Below are 23,133 nucleotides of genomic sequence, written 5' to 3' on the forward strand. Positions count from 1 at the left end.
ATGGGATTTAGATTAAAAACGTCAAAAAAGACAAAAGAAATATTTGAAGAATTAGGTGGAAGTTCAAATCTTAAACCATTTGCTTTGAGTAAAATAGCAGTTTCTATGTCTCTAAATTATGAAACATCTATTGAAGAATATGAAAGCAAAGATACAAATGGACTTGAACTACAAAGAGCTACTGTTACTGGTGAATTTGATACTATATTTAAAGCTCTTATTGAAATGAATTTAGGTAGACATATTTCAGATGATGAATACTACCCTACTTATATGAAACTTCACATGGATAGAGGTGCTGAACTTCTATATAATAAATATAAATACTCAGGTGGTAACTTAGAAAAATTTATAACTAAGATACTTGATGAAGGAGATGCTAGTATATGATATATCTAGATAATAGTGCTACTACTCCAATTGATCCAGAAGTTTTGGAAGCAATGTTACCGTATTTAAAAGAAGAATACGGTAACCCTTCTAGTAGACACTATACATTAGCTGTTAACGCAGAAAAAGCTGTAGAAAAAGCAAGAGAGCAAGTAGCTACTTTAATTAATGCAGACCCAAAAGAAATTATTTTTACAAGTGGTGCTTCTGAAAGTAATAATATGATTATTAAAGGTGTTTCTGATTATCTTAAATTTTATGAAGATAAAGGTAATCATATTATAACTTCAACTGTAGAACATAAATCCATTTTACAAACATGTAAGTTTTTAAATGGTGATGTATTTTGGAATAATCCAGATAAAACAATTGCAAGTCAATTTCTAAAAAAGAAAAAGACTACTAAGAAAATTGATAGAGGTTTTGAAGTAAGTTTCTTGCAAGTTAATGAATATGGTCAAGTTACCGATGAAAGTTTTAAAAATTCTATAAAAGAAAATACTATCTTAGCTTCTTTTATATGGGGTAACAATGAAATTGGATCTTTAAATAATATAGACTCACTTTCTAAGATTGCTAAGGAAAATAATATACTTATACATTCTGATGCAACACAGGTATTAGGCAAAGTTTCTATAGATGTAAAGAAAACTCCTATAGACTTCCTATCATTCTCAGCTCATAAGATTTATGGACCTAAAGGGGTTGGAGCTGCTTTTATAAGACAAGAAAGCTTTAATAATTATAAAATGACTTCCCTTATACATGGTGGTCAACAAGAGTTTGGATATAGAGCTGGAACTCATGCTGTTCATAACATAGTAGGATTCGGAAAAGCTTGTGAAATTGCAAAAAGAGAAATGGATAATTATATAAAAAAGATACTAAAACTTGAAGAAGAAACTAAGAGTATTTTAAAAGAAAAGTATCCTGAAATAGAGTTTTTAGGAGATTCTGAAAACAAAATACCTGGTGTAATAGGTATGATTATACCAAATGTAATAAATGAAATGCTAATAAAGAATTTAGCTGATAAAGTAGCTATTTCAGCAGGTTCTGCTTGTGGAATTGGTGAACCATCATATGTTATACAAGAAATTGGGAAAGCTAATTGTACTAATCACTTTATTAGAATTAGTTTAAATAAATCATTATCAATAAATGATGTTTTAAATTTATAAAAATAAACTTCTTCTTATATTTAAGAAGAAGTTTATTTTTATTTGTTATCTTCTAACTCTTAATTAACTCAAAGAAATATTTAATTAGAATTATTTAGATTTTTTTTCTTATCTATACTAGATAATAATTTTCCTATTTTCTCTTCTAACTTCTGTTTCTCACTAGATATAATTCTAAAATCAGCATAATTACACAAACCTAATTTCTCCAAGATTTTCGAAATTTCCATTTCAAAATTTTCGCATTTTATAAAATTCTCTAATTCAGTAATATTAGATTTTATTTTTTCTTTTAAAATTTCTAATGAATAAACATATTCTTCTTTTTCTTCTCCTAAAATGCTATTTATTATATAATTAATTCTAAAAAGAAATAAATTTTCAATCCTATAAACTGAATTATCTTTTTTAAATATTAAATCTAATTTATTTTTATTCTTAATATTTTTTTCAATTTTTAACATTTGAGTTAAATCTGGTAATTCATATTTAAAATCACAAATTTCATTTATATATTCAGTTAATATATTTTCAATAGTAGATTTTATTCTATTTATAGTATCTTTTATTTTAGGTAACTCACTATAAAACATTACTTGACAATGTGCTATTCTAGTTCTATATTTATATAACTCACACCAACTACCTATTATAGTTTTTAATTCTGTATTATATTCCAACATATTATTTAACAATAGTTCAATTTTAGAAAAATTAGTTTCTTTTATTGCTTTGTTCAACTCTTTTTTTAAATTATCTATACCTTTGCTTGTATTATTAGGCGATTCAATTATTTTTATTAATTCAATAAAATCACAATCATAAATTGTATTAAATATTTCCCCACCATGACCAATTCTTACTGAATCAACCATTTTATCTTTATTATTATTATTATTTATTCCTTCAACATATTGAAATATACTTATATATTTCCTTAATAAATTTTCACAAATACTTAATTTATCTGATAGAATTAATGAGTTTAACCTACTTAAACTATCAAAACATATTATAACTTCAAAATCTTTAAGTTTATATAGTAAAGTTTCATTCAATTTCAAATTATCATTATTTAATGAATTAAATTTTATATCTAATATATAAATATTGCTAATTAAATTTTGAGATATTTTCCTTATTTTTAAATTCAAATCTTCTTCTTGAGTCTCATATTCATATAAATCATCTTTTATTTTGATATTATCTTTTATATATATATACCCAAGTTCAGCTAAAATTTTTATTATTAAAATTTCCAAATTTGTTTCTTCTTGATTTTTTAATACTAATGTTAGTCTTTCTTCCTTATTAACTGTATTATCTTCTGTTTCATTTTCGGTCTTATTAATGCATAATAATTCTTCAATTATTTCATTATTTTTTTTCATTGTTTTTTCTAATATGCAATTAATTTCAGTACAATGTTTACTTTTTATTAAATCACAATTTAAAAATCTATTATGACTCAGTATATTTCTATACTCTTTAATTTTATTTCGGCTTGTTTCTAAATCATTCTTTAATTCTAAAAAAATATTTTTTTTCAAAATATTTTTCATCTTAGAAAGATTATCCTCTTTATTCTTTAGATATTCGTTGTAATATATTTCATATTCTTTTCCACCCAAAGGATTTTCTATCATAAATTCTATAATTTTAGTTAATTCTATTTTTTGAAGATTGTATTTAATATGTGGTGGCAATTTAATCAAATCTTCTTTTGTTTTAAAATTGTCTATAACATCATATACTTCATCTTCATATTCTTTTAATAAAGATAAAACTAAATAAGCTTTCAAATTCTCTTCAAATATCAATAATTTTTTTAGTTCTTTTTTTATAAATTCATGAGATAATAAATCTAAAATAACTAAATTATCTTTATATAATCTATCTGAGCCCATAACTTCGATAACTCTATTTTTTTCACTTTCATCGATATTTAACAGATTTACAAAATATTCATTTTCTACAGAGTTATTTGTATTTATTTTATAACATTCTAAATATTTATTTTCACCTATATTTTTAACTATACAATTTTCATTATTTAAAATAACATTTCCTTCAATATTATTTTTAAAGGATGATGTTATTCTTGAAATTATAGTATTTATATTGTCATCACTGTTAATTTCACTATTTTTAATTAAAAAATTAAAGCTCATAATTCTCCCCCCAATATTTATCTATTATTTCTTCTATTGTAGCTTTTCTATCACTTTGAGTTTTACACTTCTTTTCAAAAAATTCATCTGATATATTTTTTATAGAGCTTTTAATTTTATCTATTTTTTTATTTATTTCATTTATTTTACTCATATCTATTTTTTTCTTTTCATAAAAATATAATTTTAATTCTTCAGAACATCGTGCTCCTAATTCTATGTAAAAAACTTCATATTTTACAATACTTTCATTTTTAGCTTCTGAAACTATTAATTCTTTAACTTTATTATTAATCAATAATAAATCATTAATATACATATCATCTATTTCTGAGATAACAATTTTATCTTTTTTAAAATTACTGCTTAAAACTTTCAATAACTTTTCATTGAATTTATATAAATATTTATAAGGAATAGTCTCATTTTTACCTGCTTGATTTTCATCCATATCAATATAATTCAAAATATTTTCATCAGAATCTAGAAAACTCAATGTTATATAATTCTCTATAGTCTTTTTAAACCTTAATTTAGTGCCTGTAGTTACCTTTTTAGGTGTATCATTTATATCTATAAATATTTTTCTTTGTTGAAAATCATTTATATTATCTATTAATAACACACTTTGATATCTATCATCAATTTTTTCATTTAATCCAACTATTGACTTAAATCTATGTTGTCCATCTATAACAATAAATTTATCATTTTCCCCAAATGATTTTATACTTATTGTTTTTAATTTTTCATTATAATTTATTAAATTTTTAGAATTTGTAGCTGCTACAATAGTTGGATAAAATGTATTTTTATCTTTAATATATTCTGACATTATCTTTGCTCTTTCCTCTTCCACCTCTCTATTTATCGAAATATTACCAAGTTTAAATAATTTATCCAAATCAGAATAAGCAACTTTTAATATATATATTTTACTATTTTCAGTATTACTTTCTAACTTTATTTCATCAATTTTGATAGCATCAAATTCTTTCATAGTTCCCCCTAAATTTTATCAAAAGATTAAATTAAATCTATATACAATATTATGTAAACTTATCTTATATAGACTATTTTAAAACTTATAAAATAGTCTATATATTATTTTATATCTATAACTCCCAAAAAGCTAAGTCCTTCATAAATGATGGTCTCTCACTATCACCTATCTTAACCAAACTATGATGTTTAGCTAATCCTTTTATAGTTGTTACCAACTTATCTTCTTCCTGTTTACTTTGAGCATTAAATAGTTTTTTAACATCTCTATTATTTAAATCATCAACTCTATGAACAACCCAGTTTAATATATAGTTAGCATAGTCATTCTTATCTGTTGAGAAGTGAGTTAATAATTGTGTTGAAAGTATTGTTCCTACACCAAACTCTCTACCTTCTTTTAGTATTTTCTTTAATGCTGCAAAATCTTTACTTAAGAAGTTATCAGCTTCATCTACTAAAACTATCTTATTTAACTGTCTTAAATGACCTTCTATTTTACTATGTCCACTAGCTTGCATTTGAGCATAGAATAGGTCTAACGTAATTGCTACAACTAAGTTTTGTATTCCTTCATCATATCCTGATAAATCTATTACTGTAACCCCGTCTATAAGTTCAAATAAGCTTTTAGTCTCAAATGGATCTGGTTCAAATATTTCAAAATCTATAAGATTGCTTAATGCAGAATATAAACTATCATCTTTCTTCAAATCTTCTCTTGAATCATATACATCATAAACATCTTTTAGTGTTGGTGCTGGTTTATCCCAAGTATCCGGTTTATTTTTTATAATTCCTCTCTTCTCATAAGCTTCCATTATAAGTTCTCTTAATAATGTTTCTTGCTTATTACCAAGTCTAAATCCTTTTGCAATAGTTTCTTTTAAACTATTAGCAGTATGAAGAGGAAGCATTGGTTTTGAATTTGGACCTTTTACAACTGATAATGGATTGAATGGTAAATGATATAATTCAAATACCTTAGCATCTGTAGCCTCTATAAAGTCTTCTTTTGACTTATTATAATCTCCCTTATAGTCAAAGATAAGAATTCCAATGTCTTTTCCGTCAACATTATTCTTTGATTCTCTATGAAGTTGAGTAATTACTGACTTAGTAAACTGAGTTTTACCAGTTCCCATAGTTCCAATTATTCCTGTATTCGTATGAAGAACCTTATTGGTGTCATTTGGATAAAGAATGATTTTTTTATTGTTTTTCTCATTGGTTCCAAATACTATTTCCATAGTTCTATTTTCTTCTATTTGACTATTACAGCTATCTATTGTTTCTTTACAATCATCTGAAATCTCTTCTCTTAATTCAACTATTTCTCCTGTTGTATTCTCTTCATAAATGACTTCGTTATTTACAACATCTTCACCATCAGTATTCTCAATAGTTTCTTTACTATCTACATCTTGTTCAGTTACACCTTCAATATTTTCTACTACTGAAAAATCAACTTTAGAAATTAAAGCTTCAATTTCGCTAACTGTTTTAGTTATAAATTGAATTCCATCTTCTTCTGCCATTTCTATAACCATAACATCTTCAGTTATTTCAGAAATATTTTTAGTTACTCCTCTTTTGAAAGATACTACAGCAGCTTGTCCTAAAACTTTATCTGTTGAATCTACTATTTGATAATCTTCATTTAATAGCTTTCTTCTTAACTCAGAATCAATTACTTTTTCCCAGTTTTGATTATTACATACTCCATATAGGTTTAATTTCTCTGCACTTGATACTACTAGTTGCATCAAGAAGTTTCTATATACTTTCTTTGTATTTGAAAGTAATTCACCTTCTTTAGGTAATAAAGTTTCTTTAAGAAGACCTTTTGTTTTTTTAGCTTGTGTTATACCCTTTCCTATATATCCATCATCATTTATACCAATTTTAACTTCTATAGGATAGTAATGAACAAACACTTTTTCATCTTTTTCTTCTATTCCAACTAGCAATAAGTCATCACTTGTAGCACCATTGTTATCAAATCCTAAGTTCTTAACTGAAAAAAATCCTTCTGATTGTTTTAATCCTACTCCTCCAGAAACTCTTAGAATCTCTTCTAATGATATTGGTACCCATATTATATTTTCACTTTTAAACTTAGCTAATGCTAACTTAATAGCTGAAAGTATGCTTATTTTCTCTTTAGGAAAATGTGATTTACTTGATAACAATCTTAACAACCAATCTCCATTTATAGCATTAAACATATTTATTATCATTGGTGAGTATTCTTCAGAATTTTCTATGTCATTCTTGTTTAAGAATTCTTCTATTACCCTCTGATAAGGAGTTGATTTTCTAGTTACAGTTATTGCATCATACCCTCCAGCAGTTGTATATTGATCACTATAATGTATTATTAACAAGTCTTTCGCATCAGGATCATTTTTAAAGAAGTTTAAATCAACCTTTGGATTTATAAATGTTACCCAATGACTTGCATTATATATATCATCTAGTGAACTTTTACTTTTATTAGGAACTGAAATGGCTTTACATTGATTACTATTAAAAGGTTCCCCATTAGAAGCTGTATTTAAGGCATTAAGTTTCATAGCAACATTCATTAAATCAGTATTTGTATTTGCATATTTAGTACCAAATCCTGTTCTATATGCATCTCCTAAAAATACTGATGGAATTCCAGAGATTTCACCATTTAATATTACTCCTGATGGTATATCACTCATATTTGATGTTATAGTCCTTACATCCTCACTCATCTCTAAGAATGTAATATGAGCATATTCTATTCCATCTTCAACTTTTTTTGTATAGAATTGTACTTTTTCTCTATAAAGATTAAGTACATCCTCCTCTGACATGTTATCTACTTTTAAATCTATTCCATATAATCCTTTTATACTGGCTATATTTTCATTAAAAGCAACTTCTTCAAAAGCATTTGTTATATTTTCATCTGAATATATAAATAAATCTATTGGTAATACATTATTTCCTGATTTAAGTCTCTTTGTATAATATTTAAAAATTCCTTGAAGAATTTCTTTACTATCTCCTGTGTTTATCAAATTTATTCTAATTGCTGCATTTTCAGACATGTTAAATAAATATCTAAAATGACCTACAAACTCTTCAATTTTTTCTGTAACCAATTTTGATACAAATTCCCTAGATCCTTTATATCTTGGTAATTTTTCATCAACATAATATTTCCATTCTGGAGAATGTAATTGTTCCATTGGAATATATAATTCATTTTCTTCTCCAACTATATAAGGTAAAAGATAAGTTGAAGTAAACCTCTTAATGATTTCATCTGATAAATCCTCACTACCAAGTTCATTATTTATTTTTAATTGGTATGCTATATTTAATGGATGTAATGGCGTAAATATTAATTCTTTATCTTCTATTTCTCTTTTTATAATACCTAACTTAAATAAATTCTTTTGTTCTTTATTTAAATACTCACCTTCATTTATTGAATTTAATGCTTCTAAATAAACAATTATGAAATCCTTATATATTGATTTCAAATCATCATTTAAATATGTTAAACTAGGTAGCTTTCTAGATTTTTTATAATACTCTAAAATTTTAGAGTAAGCTTCTCTAACTTCAGAATATAGTAATATTTCATTTTTCTCTAATCCTTCTGTAGTTTCAATAAAACAAAAACCTTCTTTTTCTATAATTTCTTTCTCTAATGATAAATTTTTCCTAAATTCATCTCTTGTTAAGTATTCTCTTGTTCCAAAACCTAGCTTGTTATCACCTATAGACTTAAAATCAGCCTTTTTTTCTCTTTTAAGTTTCCATACTTTCATACCTGTTGCATACTCTGGCACTTGACTTGTCCCAATTATTCCAAACGGTACAATATCATTTTCAATCTTTGCTGTAAATCTAATAAGTTCCTCATCATTTTCATAGTTAAAGTCATCTGATATTTTAATCTCTACTAATTCATCACAGGGTATCTCTATCTGTTCATTATTAGACGTTAATTGATATTCTGATTTATTACTTTCAAACTCATTAAATATAATAGTTGAATCATTTGTATTTATAGATATATAACTATTATTTTTCTTAACAACTAATGTATATTTAGATTTTATCTCTTCTAAATATTTTTGATTAAAGTTTACAACAACTATTTTAAATTCGAACTTCATTTTTTCTGGTTTATAGACTACTTTATAAAAGTTTGATTTGAATTCATCTACCTTTAAGGTTACATTTAATTTCCTACCTGAAGTGGTAGCTTTTAGATTACCGACTATTCCTTTTTCATGAATATATTCTTTTTTTAGCTTATCATCAAATGTAAATTCTAAATTTATTTCTTCTAAGTTATTTTCATTAAAAACTATTATATTTCTAGTTCTTGATTTAGCCTTAGAAGTACCTTCTTCTTTATCCCATTCAACAGAAGCTCCTATATATTCTAGAGGTTTTATTTGTTTTTTATCTTCAACAGATTTTATTACATACTTATATTCAACATCTTTCCAATTAGCTTCTTTTAGCTTATCAATACCTTTATCATCAAAATACTTCTCTAATTGAGTCTCTGGATTACCATAGTTATGAATTTCATCTACTCTACTAAAATATAATGCATTTTCATTTATTTTATTTTCTAATTCTTTTCCTGATACTTGCTCTAATTTACTATCATAAAACAATCCAAAATTTCTATATTCATTTTTATCTATATAACCTTTATTTATTATTTCTAATATTTCTCGGTATTCAAAAATTGAATTACTATCTTGAAATAATGAACTTTTTTTTCTTTCCAAGTCTTTTTCAACAATAACTTTATCTACTTTACTAAAGTTATTGTTTGAAATTTTTTCTTTAATATTATTTTGTATATAATTTACATGAAATGGCATACCTTCTTTTGAAAAAGATTCTGTTCCTCCAACAATACTATCTAAAGTTGTATTATGTATAAATAGTATTCCCTTATTCTCATATCCTGGTTCATGTCCAACCATATTTCTAAGTCTGGTTAAAAAGTCTGGTTGAACATTATCAATAGTAGCAGCAACTATTAATTCTTTACCATTATGAAAATTTAATTTATATGATTTGTACTTAACATTTCCATTTTCATCTTTATATTCATAAGTTTCACTTAAAGTATTTTCCTTTAAAACATTATATAGATTTCTTACTTGTTCCTCAGTCTCAAATTGAATATTATATTTTGCTCCTGAATTTAAAGGATTATCTTTAAAAAACTCTAAAATTCTTTCTGATAAATAACTATAAAACTGATCTAACATATTGTGCATCCCCACTATCTGATTTCTTTTCTAGTAAGTTTAATTTTTCATAAAGCTGAATTATTTTTTTACTTGAATCCCTATCAAAGAATAATCCTCTTTTTTCAAATTCTTCAAATAAAACATTTAATTTCAGCTTTTTCTTATCATTAATACAAATTTTGGTCATTAATATTATATCATCTTCTGTCATATTAAGATTGTACCCCAATGCACCTCTTCTTTTTCCAAAGTTATTTTCAACAAACTTTACAAACCAATTTTTATAAGCATCATATGCTCTTTTTCTTGTTCCTTTATTGAATTGATATTCTAAGGAGTCATAAAGTCTATAGACTTCATTAAATCCATTAACAGAGCTTTGTTTTGAAGTTGGTCTAAATTCATCCCAAGCTACATCCTTTATCTGACTTTGATACATGTTTACAGCTTCTCTTAAACTGTCTTCTATTTCCTCTTTATCCATTGAATTATAAGCTTCTGCTAATTCCAAATAGCTAAGTTGATTTTCATCTCCATTTGTATTTAATAGTTCTAATGCTATAGCATGTGAAAATAACGAGTTGACTTTACCTTTTAATAACTCCCATCCCAATCTATAGGCAGTTCTATTTTTTGAAGTACTTTCCCAAGATAATGTATAGTACACTTTTTCTATTTTATCTAATTCAGCATTTTCAAATTTATCTAACTTTATACTTAATTGTGAGATATAAAACATATAGTAGTATTCTAATAACCTTTTTAACGAATCCTTATATAACTCTTCATGCTTTATTAAGAAGCTAAAATCTTTTATAAACATCTCCTTTACATAAGGAACATAGCATTTATATCCATCCATTGAGTACTTTTTCTCTTTTAATGTTGGTAATGATTTTAAGACTAATTTATATAGTATGTTATTTACTTCAGTATCATAATGACTTAATGCTTCTTTTTTTACATTTTCATCAAATAATACTGAATATAAAAAGCCAGCTATTTTTTCATCTGCATTTGTTGAGTTTATATAATTTAATGTTTTAATATCAAAGTTAACTAACTTTCCATCTTCTATAAACATTATTCTTATTATATCTTTAAAAGTCTCTCTACTTAAATTCCCTTCATAGTCACCAACCTGTTCAGCAACATCTTCTATAAACTCTTCATAATTAAAGATACCTTTTATTTCTTTATTTGAAATAAATCTTGAAAAACTTCCAAGAACACCTGAAAAATCATCAACTAATGTTTTTTCATTAGCTGCATATGGTAAAAGTTTATATCTAGATCCTTGTTTATGAGTTAACCCCTTTTCTGTAAACTTAAATCCATTCTTAAACTCTTCTAAATCTATTTTATAATCCTTAAATTCACTCATTCTTAAATCTCCACAAATCTATACATTTCAAATTCGTCATCATATTCTAATCTATATTTTTTATTATCATCTCTATTTTTTTCTGTAAATAAAAGACTTTCATTTTGTGACCCCGCCACCTCTAACTTATTTATAAACTCAATAAATTTAACAAATTGATTTTTATCCTTCTTATTTGGTCTATATCCGTTAGTAACCTTTTTTAATAATTGATATAATGAATAATCTATATCGATAGTTTCTGAACTTTCTAATCTCTCACTCTTAAATTTAATTTCCATAGTATTTAAAAACTTTATTAATTCACTATCTTTATTACTAGGTAAATTACTTATGTCAGCCTTAAAATCAATCTCTTCACTAACCTTGTATTTAGTTTGACTATTCCCAATAAAAATGTTTATGCTATCTTTATCAGCTTCCCCGTTCCATTTTAGAACTCCATTTTTTATAAAACTATATAAATCTTTAAGTTTACCTTTTTCACCTTTATTCCAATAATAAAGATTTCTTATAAACTCATCATAAATATCATCTTTTAATGAAAAGATATTGTTTTTACCACATAATAAATAACTTCTAATAAATAGTTTTAATAAGTCAATTCTTATTTTATTTACTACTTGTTTATCATTAAAATCTAACTCTTGAATACTACCTAAAAAACCTTTTGGATAATCAATATTTTCATTAAATAATTCTATTAGATTTACTGAGTTGTTAAATTTAATCACAAAGTCATCCAACTCTTCATTTCTTATGTTTAATGGATCTAATCTATTTAATCCTTCGAATATTGCTGATAATTCTTTATGGCTAAATAATATATTAGGCATTAAAGAATTTATATACTCTTCAGGTTTTAATCTTGATATTTTTTGCTTAAATGTTGGTGAGTTAATATCTATATACGTTCTAGATATTAAGATATCATGCAAGAAATTCAATAAAGCTCTAGTTGATATTATAGCTTTATTTTTTATTATTACTTGAACAAGTAAGTCTATAATACTTTCTTGAACCTCTTCGCTATTTAAAAGATCATAATTAGCTCTTATTGGACATCTATTAGAAATTGAACAGTTTGCACAATTCTCTTTATACGACTTATAAAAATAATTTAATTCTGATTTATTAGTCAGTTTTCCAAGTAACTCTTTTATGTATTCAGATTTAACTTTACCATCTTTTATTGTATAAAGATGATAATCACAAAAATTCACAAATTGAATATTACTATCTTCATCAAAATCATTTTCTACTATGGTTTGTTCAAGTATTTTATGACTTTCTACAAAGTCTTTTAACTTAGTAAATCTTGAACCATACTTAGAATCAATAAAATTATTTAAAGTTCCAAGATTTATAGCTAATATAAATTTTTGATTACTTGAATCAATTTTTTCATCACTAAACTCATCTAATACATCATTTAAAGTATCCATAGATGTTTGATTAGGTTCTAAACTTTCTGTAGCATCATTATGAAGCTTAAACTTTGAAATAATATCTGGATATTTATTTTTAAAATAAGATATGATGTGCGATTTTCCATCTCCTACACTACCACAAACTAATATTAGTTGTGCTTTATCACTTTTAGAGGTATTTATTATTAAATCTTCAAGTTTACTTTGAACATTTCTTTCTATATGCATATACTTTTTAAAATCACTAAAACTATTTAATCCTTCTACAGCTTCTTTAGAAGACTCTTTTAATCTTCCTAGCTCATCTATTAAACATGCTCTTTTTAGTTCTTTTATTTTTTTCGTTTCTATTTTTTGTTCAGGTTTTTCCTGAATAGTATTTAACTTTATATTTTCTTTTTCTAGAGTAGTACTAGCAACTTCTATTCCATTTTTCTCTTCATTTTTTCCATTAATACTATCCATAAATTTATTTAAAAAATTCTTTATGATACCTTTTTCTAATCCACTATTATCATTTTTAGGTTCTTTATATGGTGGTAAAGTAAAGTTGTGATCTAAATAAACTTCAACAAACCATCCTGTCAACTTATATACACATCTGTGGATTTTTAAAGCTTCTGAAAGTTCACCTTCAACACCTTCATGAACTGCTAAATTACCAGTTAATCTAATTGTATGAAATAAATCTTCAGCTTCTTTATTTAAATCTACATCCCATTTTAATTTTTTCAATCTTTCAACTTGGGTAAGTTCATCTAAAGATCCTAATCCTTCAATTTTAGCAACTTCTTGCGCTAATTTCTCTCCAAATAATCTTCCTTTTACTATAGAAGTATATGGTGATTTAAATATATTTTCATTTATTTCACTTATATAATCGTTTAAATCGCTATAATCTCTCTCTAAATAGCCGAAAACATTCTTGTCCACTAAAATTTCTCCTTTATATTTTGATTTTCACCTTTTTTCTTATAAATAATTTAATTAATTCTTTCAAAATTTACTAAAGAATCCAATATATATTCTTATTATAAAATCAATAGAGATAATTGTCCAATTCCCTGTAAGTTCTACCTATTTATAAAATTAAAAGGTAGTTTAAAACTACCTTTTAATTAATAATACCAACAATTACATGTATGCTTTCCACTAGCACTAACACTAACCTTACTTGCTGATTTTCCTCTTATAAACTTACAATTTGCAGTTTTATGAATATAGTTATTTCCACTTGCTACATATCCATAATCAGATGTTACTACTGGTTCATTAGGATCGCTATCCTGACTATCATATCCTGTTCTATTATCATGGCTAGCTGTCCCACCATTTGATTTAAATGTTCCGCTATTTTTGTTGCTAGATTGATTATTTTTTGAAGACTCTTTTTTAGCCTTAGCTTCTTTTTCTATTCTTGCCTTTTCAGCTTTTTCGGCTTCCTCTTTAGCCTTTTTCTCAGCTTCTGCTTTAGCTATTCTTTCTTGCTCTTCTTTTTTAGCTTTCTTCTGTACAAGATTATCATAAATCTCTTGTTTTTTATCTACTTCACTTTTTAAAGCTTCATAAGAATTCTCAAGTCTTTTATAGTTATCTTCAGCTAATTTATATTCATTTTCATCAATTTTATTATTGTTTAATTCTTCTTTTATTCCTTCATATTTTTCTATTGTATCTTTATATACAGCTTCATCTATTCCTAATTCTTTTAGCCCATCTCTTTTTATATTATTTTCATTGTTTAAATCTAAATTAATATTAACTCCTAATAAAAATATAAATAATGTTGGAAGTAATAAATAATTTAACTTTCCTCTTTTATCTAAGGTCTTTACTCTCTTTACTCCTACTATTACTGATGGTAAAACTAAAAAGAATAAATATATACTAAAAAGAACATTATCCATAGTAATGTTAGTTATGAAATCTAATAAAGCTAGAAAAGTAAAAAATATATAATATGTAATCATAAACACTCTATGGTTTCCACTTACTCCAGGTAACTTATCTAAAAAGTTTTTCAAGCTATTTCTCATTGTTATTCCCCTACTTCACTTTTTAAATCTGCTATTTTCTCATCTAAAGTTTTTAAAGTGTTTTTTTCATAATCAGTATATTTTTCATTTAGTTCATCATACTTCTTCTTTAATTCCACATATGATTCTTTTCTTTCCTTAGCTTTATCATTTTCTAAAGCTAAATCATTATATTTTTCTTGAGCTCTTATATATTTATTTTTAAAATACTCAATCTCATCTCTATAAATCCTACTATTTAAAGATATCAATAATATTAATCCTGCTACAAATGCAATAAGAGCTTTAAAATTAGAAATTTTCTTAATAAAAGAATTTCTCATATTGTGTCCCCCTTAAAAATATAAATCCTCGTATATATTTACATATTTATACTTTTAAGTCAATAAAGTTTAAATTAAATTTAAACTTATCTAAAATTATTCAAAATTAAGCTTTTAAAATTCCTTTTACTCTATATATAACCATACTTTTCACCATACTTTACTCTAACATTTATTAAGGGATACTTTTTAGAAAATTGGTTTATTACTAAATAACAGCTTGGACAAGGTTCCCACTTACTATATAAAGTAAGATCTCCTTCACCTTCAATTTCTTTTTCCTCTATTTGTCTATGTATTTCCTCAAATATCTTTTTTTCACTATCATTTATTCTATTGTAACCTATACCTAACTTACCAAGCTTATTTACCTTCATACTTTTAAAGGCTTGTTTCTCTTCTTTTCTTGCTTCACAATATCCAATTATCTCATTGCTTCCACTAATAGCTTTAAATTCTTTCCCATTAAATAATGCTACAGCTACATTTATTGAATCTTGAAGAGCCTTGCTTTGGTTTATTCTTATTTTTCCTATATGTACTTTATCACGCTCAATATACTTGTCTATATTTTTTATTAATCGTCTCATTCTTGGAATACTTCTATTTAAGTATTCATGATATTCCACTGTTCCTTTTTTTGCCTTAACATATCCAAGCCCTAAACTCTCCCCTGGCTTAATTAAAAGCCTTTTCATCTTTGTCTCCCTATTATAACTTTCCTCTACTTCACAATTATTTTTTATAACTATGTTTTTAAGAAGCTCTATATCCTTTGCATAAAGGTACTCCTCTTCTATTTCCTTTTCTAAAGTTATTAGTCTTTCACGTTCTTCTTCTGATATTTCTCCCTTAGTTTTTAATTTTATCTCTTCAACAATTTCCATAAGGTTATGAATATCCTCTTGAAATTGCACTTCTTTTTCATATTCAATTCTATCTATATAAAATTCATCCATATTATTAATCTTACTTACTAAAAGATTATGATTCCTTTCAAAAAGCAAAATCTTTTCTATATAATCAATAAAGTCTTTTATATTCTCTACTCTATAGGCAATTTCATCATTTATACATTCTTTCATTTTTTTCAAAGTATTATCATTTACGATGAACTCACTTAAAAGTAACTCCTTAATTTTTTCCTCTTTAAAATCTTTTATTTCAAAACCTTCATTTTTTAATACATTCCTAAATTCTTTTTTATCCTTAATCCTTACCCTTAGTTTTTTTATATTTAAATCTTTATTCTTCTGCAACATATATTTTTCCCTTCCAATTGAAAACTTCCTTTATTATTATACAATTATTTTTTAAATTAACCTAAAAGATTAATTTTACAATTTTATAATCTTCATAAATTACTAGTAAAAATATAAGTTGATTTCTAAAAATAAAGAGGTTGTACCAAAACTAATATGATGTAAAACTTATAAATAGTATGAAGAGAATATCTGGATGAACTTTAGAATTTAAGCTATTACGTAGAAGATTTTACGTTTAAAAGCGAAACTGTTTGACCGAAGGAAGTTTTTCGCTTTAGTAAAATCTTCGAAGTAATTGCTATAAATAAGGACTACAATGTAACTAACGTTCCATTGTATAAGTTCAAGCAACCAAATTAAAATTTGGACTTTCACTTAAAATCCAGTAATTCTCGGAATATATTTATAAGTTTTACATGTGAGTTTTGGTACAACCCTTTTGATCTATAATTTTATATTAATTTTTTATAAGTTTATAATGAAACCTATCCTATAATAATGATTTTATCTTCAATTAGTTGATTTAAATATTCCATTATTTCAATTATTAATATAAATCCTTTTCTACAAGCATTTAGTTTTATATAAAACTAATAGCTACTATTTAAATTAATAATAGCTTAGTCTAAGTTGTCCACAGCATATTGTGCTTCTTCTGCTGTAAATTTTTCTCCGTGCTCTGATACTAATTGATCATAGACTGCACTTGGAGACATTGCCATAGTCTCTTGATATGTTTTTGCTTTTTTTAATGCATTCTCTTTCCAATCTGCTTCTACATTATCTACTGCATATTGAGCTTCTTCCGCTGTAAATTTTTCTCCATGCTCTGATATTAATTGATCATATAAACCTGCTTTAGACATACTCATAGTCTTACTATATGTTTTTGCTTTTTTTAATGCATTTTTGTTCCAATCGGCATCTACATTATCTATAGCATATTGAGCTGCTTCTTCTGAAAACTTCTCTCCGTACTCTGATGTTAACTGATCGTATAATCCTGCTTTAGACATATTCATTGTATTGCTATATGTTTTTACTTTTTTTAATGCAGATTTATGTTCTGTTGGAACATTTTCATCACTCTTCTTTTCGGCTAAAACATCTTTTTCTGTATCTTGCTCATTGCTAGTTTCTTTTTCTTGATTCTCTCTATTTTCTGTTTCTTGCTTCTGATTAGGTTCTGTATTTTGATTTTGGCTAACTTCCTGTCCAGCTTCATTACTTGGTGTATTGGAATCCTCACTACCTGCTGCACCTATTGATCCAAGTACTATAAAGACTGCTACCACTATAAACCACGGTCTTTTGTATATTGCCTTTTTATTTTTTTCTCCACATTCTGGACAAGCCTTAGCATTAGGTGATATTTCTTTAGAACATTTTTTACATTTTGTCATTTTCGCCATTACACAATTCTCCCTTATTATAATTAATTTTCTATATTTTATAGGCATTTTACTCTTTACTTAAAACTTAATATTGCTCATTCATTTTTTTATGTGCTTTAGATTTTTATTTTCTTTATTGTTTCCCCTAACTAAACCTTAATAAAGTTTTTAACCTATAGATACCTGTTCCCCTATAAATATCTAATTTTAAAATACTAGCTATTACTCTCACAGATACTATTAAGTTTATAAATAAAAAATATTATCCCTATTAATTTAGAATTTTTTTAACAATTTAAAGTTTTTTCTTTAATAAAATATTAACATTAAAATTCCATTTCCATCTTTTTACTAGTACATATTTACATATTTATATTTATAAGTCAATCAACTTCAAATTAAGTTTAAATTCTATTAATAATGTTCAAAATTAAAGTATATATATTCAAATTTTACTATATTGAGTTATATTTTTTCACTAAATTTTCATTTTTTATATAGTATTTTTTCTTTTTTCATTATACTCATTTACGATGAACTCATTTAATAGTAATATCTTTATTTTCTCTTCTTAAAAATCTCTTTCCATTGAAAAACTTCATCCTCTAATATATTTCTAACTTTTCATTACTAATCATTATTATTCGTTTTTATATTTAGCTATACTTAAATGTAATTCTTATATTAAGAAAAATTTAATAAAAAAAGTAGAGATATATCAATTTAATAATATACCTCTACTTTTTTGTAATATTAATTTTGATAATTAACATTGCTTATTATGCTAATACCAATAACTCTTTATACTGAGTTATTGATTAATCATTCTCTCTTTAAGTATGATTTCTACTGCTATTTTTTCTAATTTTTAAATACTTCTTGCTACTTCGTAAGCATCCCATATAGCATACATAATATTATGGACCTCTCTAGCATCTCCAAGAAGATATATATCTTCGAAATTCATCTTCAATTCATTATATAACTTTCTATCTGGCTTATATCCTATTGCAAGAATTACAGTATCTGATTTTATTTCTTCTATATTGCCTTCTTTAGTTTTTACAATGGCAATATTTTCTTTTATTTCTTCAATTGATGTTTCAGTTTTAATTTCAACATTTTCAAAGGCTAATAAATCCTTAAGCATATCATAGTTCATGAAAGGCATGCTATGTTCTCCCCCTAAGATTTCCTTTGAAACTTCAACTATCTTAACCTTTTTACCCATCTTAGTTAAATATAAAGCTGTTTCGCATCCTACTAATCCTGCTCCTACAACAGTTACCTCTTCTCCTGCTAGCTCTGGATTTAATAATACCTTATCAGCTGTTACTACATTTTCACTATTAACTCCAGGAATATTTAGTATTATTGGTGTTGAACCAGTTGCAATTACCACAACATCGTAATTATTTCTATTTATATTTTCTTTCTTTATTTCAGAGTTCATAAATATTCTAACACCAGCATCTTTTATTGCTTTTTCATACCATTTAACTAACTTGTGATCATTTCTTTTGAAGTTAGGTGCTCCTCCTGGTATTAAATTTCCTCCTAATTTATCTAATTTTTCATATAAATCAACCTTATGGCCTCTTAATGCACTTACTCTTGCAAACTCAAGTCCTGCTACTCCGCCTCCAATAATTAAAACTTTCTTTGAATTTTCTGCTTTACTTATTCCATAAGTAACTTCTCTTCCACATGCCGGATTAACAGCACAGGATATTGATCCTACCTTTGCTATTCTTCCCATACATCCTTCATGACAGGATAAACAAGGTCTTATATCATCTATTTTATTAAGTCTTATTTTCTTAACAATATACGGATCTGCAAGAAGTGGTCTTCCTAAACTTATGCTATCTGCTTCCTCATTTTCTAAAGCACTTAAAGCTATATCTGGATCATCCATTCTACCTGCAAGTATTATAGGAACATCTATAACTTCTTTAATCATTTTACCAAACTTTCTATATAATCCCTCTTCAAAATACATTGGTGGGTGATTCCAATACCATGAATCATAAGTTCCTACATCCACATTTAAAGAATCATATCCTGCTTCAACTAATAATTTAGCAGCTTCTAATCCTTCTTCATAATCACGTCCTAATTCAACAAAGTCTTCTCCTGGAAGAGCTCCCTGTCTTAATCCCTTAATCATACTCTTTAGAGAATATCTTAAGGAAACTGGGAAACCTTCTCCACAAGCCTTTTTTATTCCCTTAATAATTTCTGTAGGGAATCTTAATCTATTTTCTAAACTTCCTCCAAATTCATCCTTACGTTTATTATAAAAAGCTATTGTAAATTGATCTAATAAATATCCTTCATGGACAGCATGTATTTCAACTCCATCAAAACCTGCTTTTTTAGCAATTTCTGCTGATTCTATAAATTTTTCTATATAAGTTTTAATCTCTTCAATAGTCAATTCTCTATGTATTAAATTAGGGTCCCATCTATTTTCCTGTTCTGATGGTGCAACAGCCTTACCTGCTATTAAATTTGGTATTCCAGCACGTCCAAAACCAGCTGTTAACTGTAAAAATATTTTGCTTCCATAAGCATGTACCCTTTCTGTTAAAACAGTAGCGCTTTGAATAAAATGAAATGGACTCATTGTTACACAAGGTATGCATGGTCTTTTTAATGGCTCAATTTCATTTTCAACATTACATATTCCTGTTATTATAAGCCCTGTGCCACCTCTAGCCCTTTCGACATAATAGTCTATTCCAGCTTGATTAAATGCCCCTTCCTCAGTAGCAAAACCAACTGGCCCCATAGGTGCCATGGAATATCTATTAGGTATCTCTACCTTTCCTATTTTCAACGGCTCAAATAACTTGCTATAATTCTTATTCATAACAAACACTTCCCTTACTATAAATTTTAAAAGTATAGCTATATCGACCATAATTTGACATTATCATTATGTAAACGTTTTGTCAAATAAGCTACATATGACCAAAATATAAAAATCTTATTGTGAAGATTTTATTTTATAAATATATTAAAAAAACTATTCAATCTATTAAACATATTCCTTTCTTCTTATTTAAAATTAAATTTAACTTTAGTAAATCAATATTCTTTTAGAATTTGCTTATTGGTAAGTAAAATTTTTTCTAATATATATTTTTAAATAAAATCCCCCAAACTTTTATTTTCACTTCTTAAAACTTTATAAAATTCAATATTACTTATATAATATCTTTAAAATTTATGTAAATGTTGTATAATGATAAAATAAAGTATTTCATTTAAGGGAGATTTTACTATGAACAATTATTTGACAGAAGAAAACGTTAAAAAGTTAAGAGAAGAATTAGACTATAGAATGTCCGTAGTTAGGGCAAAAATTGCAAAAGAGAAACTTGAGGCTGCTGCCCATGGTGATAGATCAGAAAACGCTGAGTATAAAGAGGCATGTAGAAACTATAGAGAAAATGATAATAGAATACAATATCTTTTAACAATGATTTCAACTGCTATTATAGTTGAGGATGAATCAGTTGATAAATCAGTATTAGGACTTAATAGTAAAGCCAGAATAAAGTTCATTGAAGATGATGATGAAGATATAGTTACTTTAGTAACTACATTAGATTTAGACTTAGAAAATATGTGTATAAGCATTGAGTCAGATTTAGGCAAAGCTTTAATGGGTAAAAAAGTTGGAGATATAGTTGAAGTTGAAGCACCTGGTGGAAACTATACTGTAGAAGTATTAGAAATATTATAATTAATAAAAAATCTAGTGAATAATATTATTTACTAGATTTTTTTACTATATAAAACCTTATATAAAAAATTCAACACCCAAAATATAAATATCTGGCTTCTATTAAAGTTACTCAACAGCACCCAAAAGTTACCCATATTTTCGTTAAATTATAGTGTTATTATGGGTATTTGTTGTATTTTAATATTGATTTTAATTATATTAAATTTTAAAATATACTTGTATAATTATTTTTATTATACAAATATCCTAATTAAATAATATATAAATAAAAAGGGTGGATGAATTATGGGAAAACTATTAGAAGTAACAAAAACTTTTTATCAAACTGAATTTTGGAACGATTCTTGTTCCTATGAAGAATTAAGACAAGCAGTTGAAAATGGTGCTTCAGGTGCCACAACTAATCCTGTCATAGTTCTAAATGTATTAAAAAAAGAATTAAATGACTGGGATGCCACTATAAAAGAAGTGGTATCAAACAATCCTACTGCTACTGAGGATGAAATTGCATGGATCATAATAAAATTATTAGGTGAAAAAGCTGGTTCACTTTTATATCCTCAATTTAAAGAAAGCAATGGACAACGTGGTCGTATTTCATTTCAAACTAATGCAAAATTTTACAGAAATAAAGAAAAAATGATAACTCAAGGACTTGAACTCTCAAATGTTATAGAAAATTCCCAAATAAAACTTCCAGCATCTAAAGCTGGAATAGAAGCCTTTGAAGAATTAACATACCTTGGCGTAAGTATCAATGCAACCGTTTCCTTTACTTGTCCTCAAGCTATTGCAGTAGCAGAAGCTGTTGAGCGTGGATTAAATCGTCGTCTTGAAGAAGGACTTTCAATTGATCACATGCATCCGGTTTGTACAATTATGGTTGGTCGTTTAGACGATTATTTAAAGGATTATACTAAAGAACACAATATAGATATTGATCCTGAAATTCTAGGTTTAGCTGGAGTTACTACTTGTAAAAATACTTATAAACTATATAAGGAAAGAGGATACCACACTAAACTATTAGTTGCAGCCTTCCGTAATAATTATCATTTTACAGAATTTATAGGTGGAGATATTGTTTTAACAATAACTACTAAGTACCAAAATATTTTTAATGAATTAGATATTAAAGTGGATAATTACATGGATAAGGATGTAGCTCCTGAAGTTTTAAATGAACTTTTAAAGTTGGAAGAATTTAGAAAAGCTTATTATGAAGATGGCTTAAAACCTGAAGAATTCGAGCATTATGGTGCTTTTTTAAGAACTATGAACCAATTCTTAAATGGATATGATGAGCTTGTAAAATTAATTCGTACTTATATAGTTAAGTAAGTTTCCTTAAAGACTTTCAGTAATTATTTTGAACTTACAACTTTTCATTTCATTCAAAGGTATAACTTCAAAATACAAAATTGAAAATTTTGATTTTCACTTAAAATTAAGCTAAGTCTGAAGGACTAGCTAAAAATCAACATTTACCTAAAACTGAGCCAAAAGTAAAAGAGTCACTACACTTTTAGGTGT

General features: G+C 25.8%; 14 protein-coding genes. 4 read left to right on the forward strand and 10 right to left on the reverse strand.

Annotated elements, in window-relative coordinates:
- Together OIF33_RS00265 and OIF33_RS00270 are read left to right on the forward strand one after the other, a co-directional pair.
- Nucleotides 1–390 carry a DndE family protein gene (locus tag OIF33_RS00265; RefSeq protein WP_322502219.1) on the forward strand — a complete coding sequence of 130 codons (390 nt, stop codon included), beginning with the start codon at nucleotides 1–3 and terminating at the stop codon, nucleotides 388–390.
- Nucleotides 387–1,571, forward strand: a complete 1,185-nt coding sequence (locus OIF33_RS00270; RefSeq protein WP_322502220.1) for a cysteine desulfurase family protein — start codon at nucleotides 387–389, stop codon at nucleotides 1,569–1,571. The genes OIF33_RS00265 and OIF33_RS00270 overlap by 4 nt, the downstream gene beginning before the upstream one ends.
- Before the next feature lie 80 nt (nucleotides 1,572–1,651).
- Here the strand turns inward: OIF33_RS00270 and OIF33_RS00275 are convergent, their stop codons facing one another.
- The 10 genes from OIF33_RS00275 to OIF33_RS00320 form a co-directional block, all read right to left on the reverse strand.
- Nucleotides 1,652–3,742, reverse strand: coding sequence for a hypothetical protein (locus tag OIF33_RS00275; RefSeq protein WP_322502221.1), 2,091 nt, complete (start codon nucleotides 3,740–3,742; stop codon nucleotides 1,652–1,654).
- A complete protein-coding gene (locus OIF33_RS00280) occupies nucleotides 3,732–4,742 on the reverse strand; it encodes a DNA sulfur modification protein DndB (RefSeq protein ID WP_322502222.1) in 1,011 nt (336 codons plus the stop codon). Before OIF33_RS00280 ends, OIF33_RS00275 begins: the two co-directional genes overlap by 11 nt.
- A 115-nt stretch (nucleotides 4,743–4,857) precedes the next feature.
- Nucleotides 4,858–10,029, reverse strand: coding sequence for a DNA phosphorothioation-dependent restriction protein DptH (gene dptH, locus OIF33_RS00285; RefSeq protein WP_322502223.1), 5,172 nt, complete (start codon nucleotides 10,027–10,029; stop codon nucleotides 4,858–4,860).
- Entirely contained in the window at nucleotides 10,010–11,395 is a 1,386-nt protein-coding gene (gene dptG, locus OIF33_RS00290; RefSeq protein WP_322502224.1) for a DNA phosphorothioation-dependent restriction protein DptG, read from the reverse strand. Before dptG ends, dptH begins: the two co-directional genes overlap by 20 nt.
- Nucleotides 11,396–11,397: 2 nt before the next feature.
- Entirely contained in the window at nucleotides 11,398–13,758 is a 2,361-nt protein-coding gene (gene dptF, locus OIF33_RS00295) for a DNA phosphorothioation-dependent restriction protein DptF (RefSeq protein WP_322502225.1), read from the reverse strand.
- 185 nt (nucleotides 13,759–13,943) lie between these two features.
- Nucleotides 13,944–14,861 (reverse strand): hypothetical protein, encoded by a 918-nt coding sequence (locus OIF33_RS00300; RefSeq protein WP_322502226.1) that lies wholly within the window; start codon nucleotides 14,859–14,861, stop codon nucleotides 13,944–13,946.
- A gap of 2 nt (nucleotides 14,862–14,863) precedes the next feature.
- Nucleotides 14,864–15,184 (reverse strand): hypothetical protein, encoded by a 321-nt coding sequence (locus OIF33_RS00305; protein WP_322502227.1) that lies wholly within the window; start codon nucleotides 15,182–15,184, stop codon nucleotides 14,864–14,866.
- 131 nt (nucleotides 15,185–15,315) lie between these two features.
- Nucleotides 15,316–16,446: a deaminase domain-containing protein gene (locus OIF33_RS00310; RefSeq protein ID WP_322502228.1), complete on the reverse strand. Its 1,131-nt coding sequence runs from the start codon at nucleotides 16,444–16,446 to the stop codon at nucleotides 15,316–15,318.
- Between the two features lie 623 nt (nucleotides 16,447–17,069).
- Complete coding sequence (locus OIF33_RS00315; RefSeq protein ID WP_322502229.1) at nucleotides 17,070–17,861, reverse strand: Ltp family lipoprotein; 792 nt, start codon at nucleotides 17,859–17,861, stop codon at nucleotides 17,070–17,072.
- A gap of 850 nt (nucleotides 17,862–18,711) precedes the next feature.
- Nucleotides 18,712–20,718: an FAD-dependent oxidoreductase gene (locus tag OIF33_RS00320; RefSeq protein WP_322502230.1), complete on the reverse strand. Its 2,007-nt coding sequence runs from the start codon at nucleotides 20,716–20,718 to the stop codon at nucleotides 18,712–18,714.
- A 414-nt stretch (nucleotides 20,719–21,132) separates the two neighbouring features.
- Here OIF33_RS00320 and OIF33_RS00325 point away from each other — a divergent pair, with 414 nt between their 5' ends.
- Both OIF33_RS00325 and OIF33_RS00330 read left to right on the forward strand, forming a co-directional pair.
- Nucleotides 21,133–21,597, forward strand: a complete 465-nt coding sequence (locus tag OIF33_RS00325; protein WP_322502231.1) for a transcription elongation factor GreA — start codon at nucleotides 21,133–21,135, stop codon at nucleotides 21,595–21,597.
- Between the two features lie 288 nt (nucleotides 21,598–21,885).
- On the forward strand, nucleotides 21,886–22,941 hold the full coding sequence (locus OIF33_RS00330) for a transaldolase family protein (RefSeq protein WP_322502232.1): 1,056 nt from the start codon (nucleotides 21,886–21,888) through the stop codon (nucleotides 22,939–22,941).
- Nucleotides 22,942–23,133: the final 192 nt, after the last annotated feature.

The sequence above is a fragment of the Clostridium sp. LIBA-8841 genome, from assembly GCF_034439435.1.
Lineage (GTDB): Bacteria > Bacillota > Clostridia > Clostridiales > Clostridiaceae > Sarcina.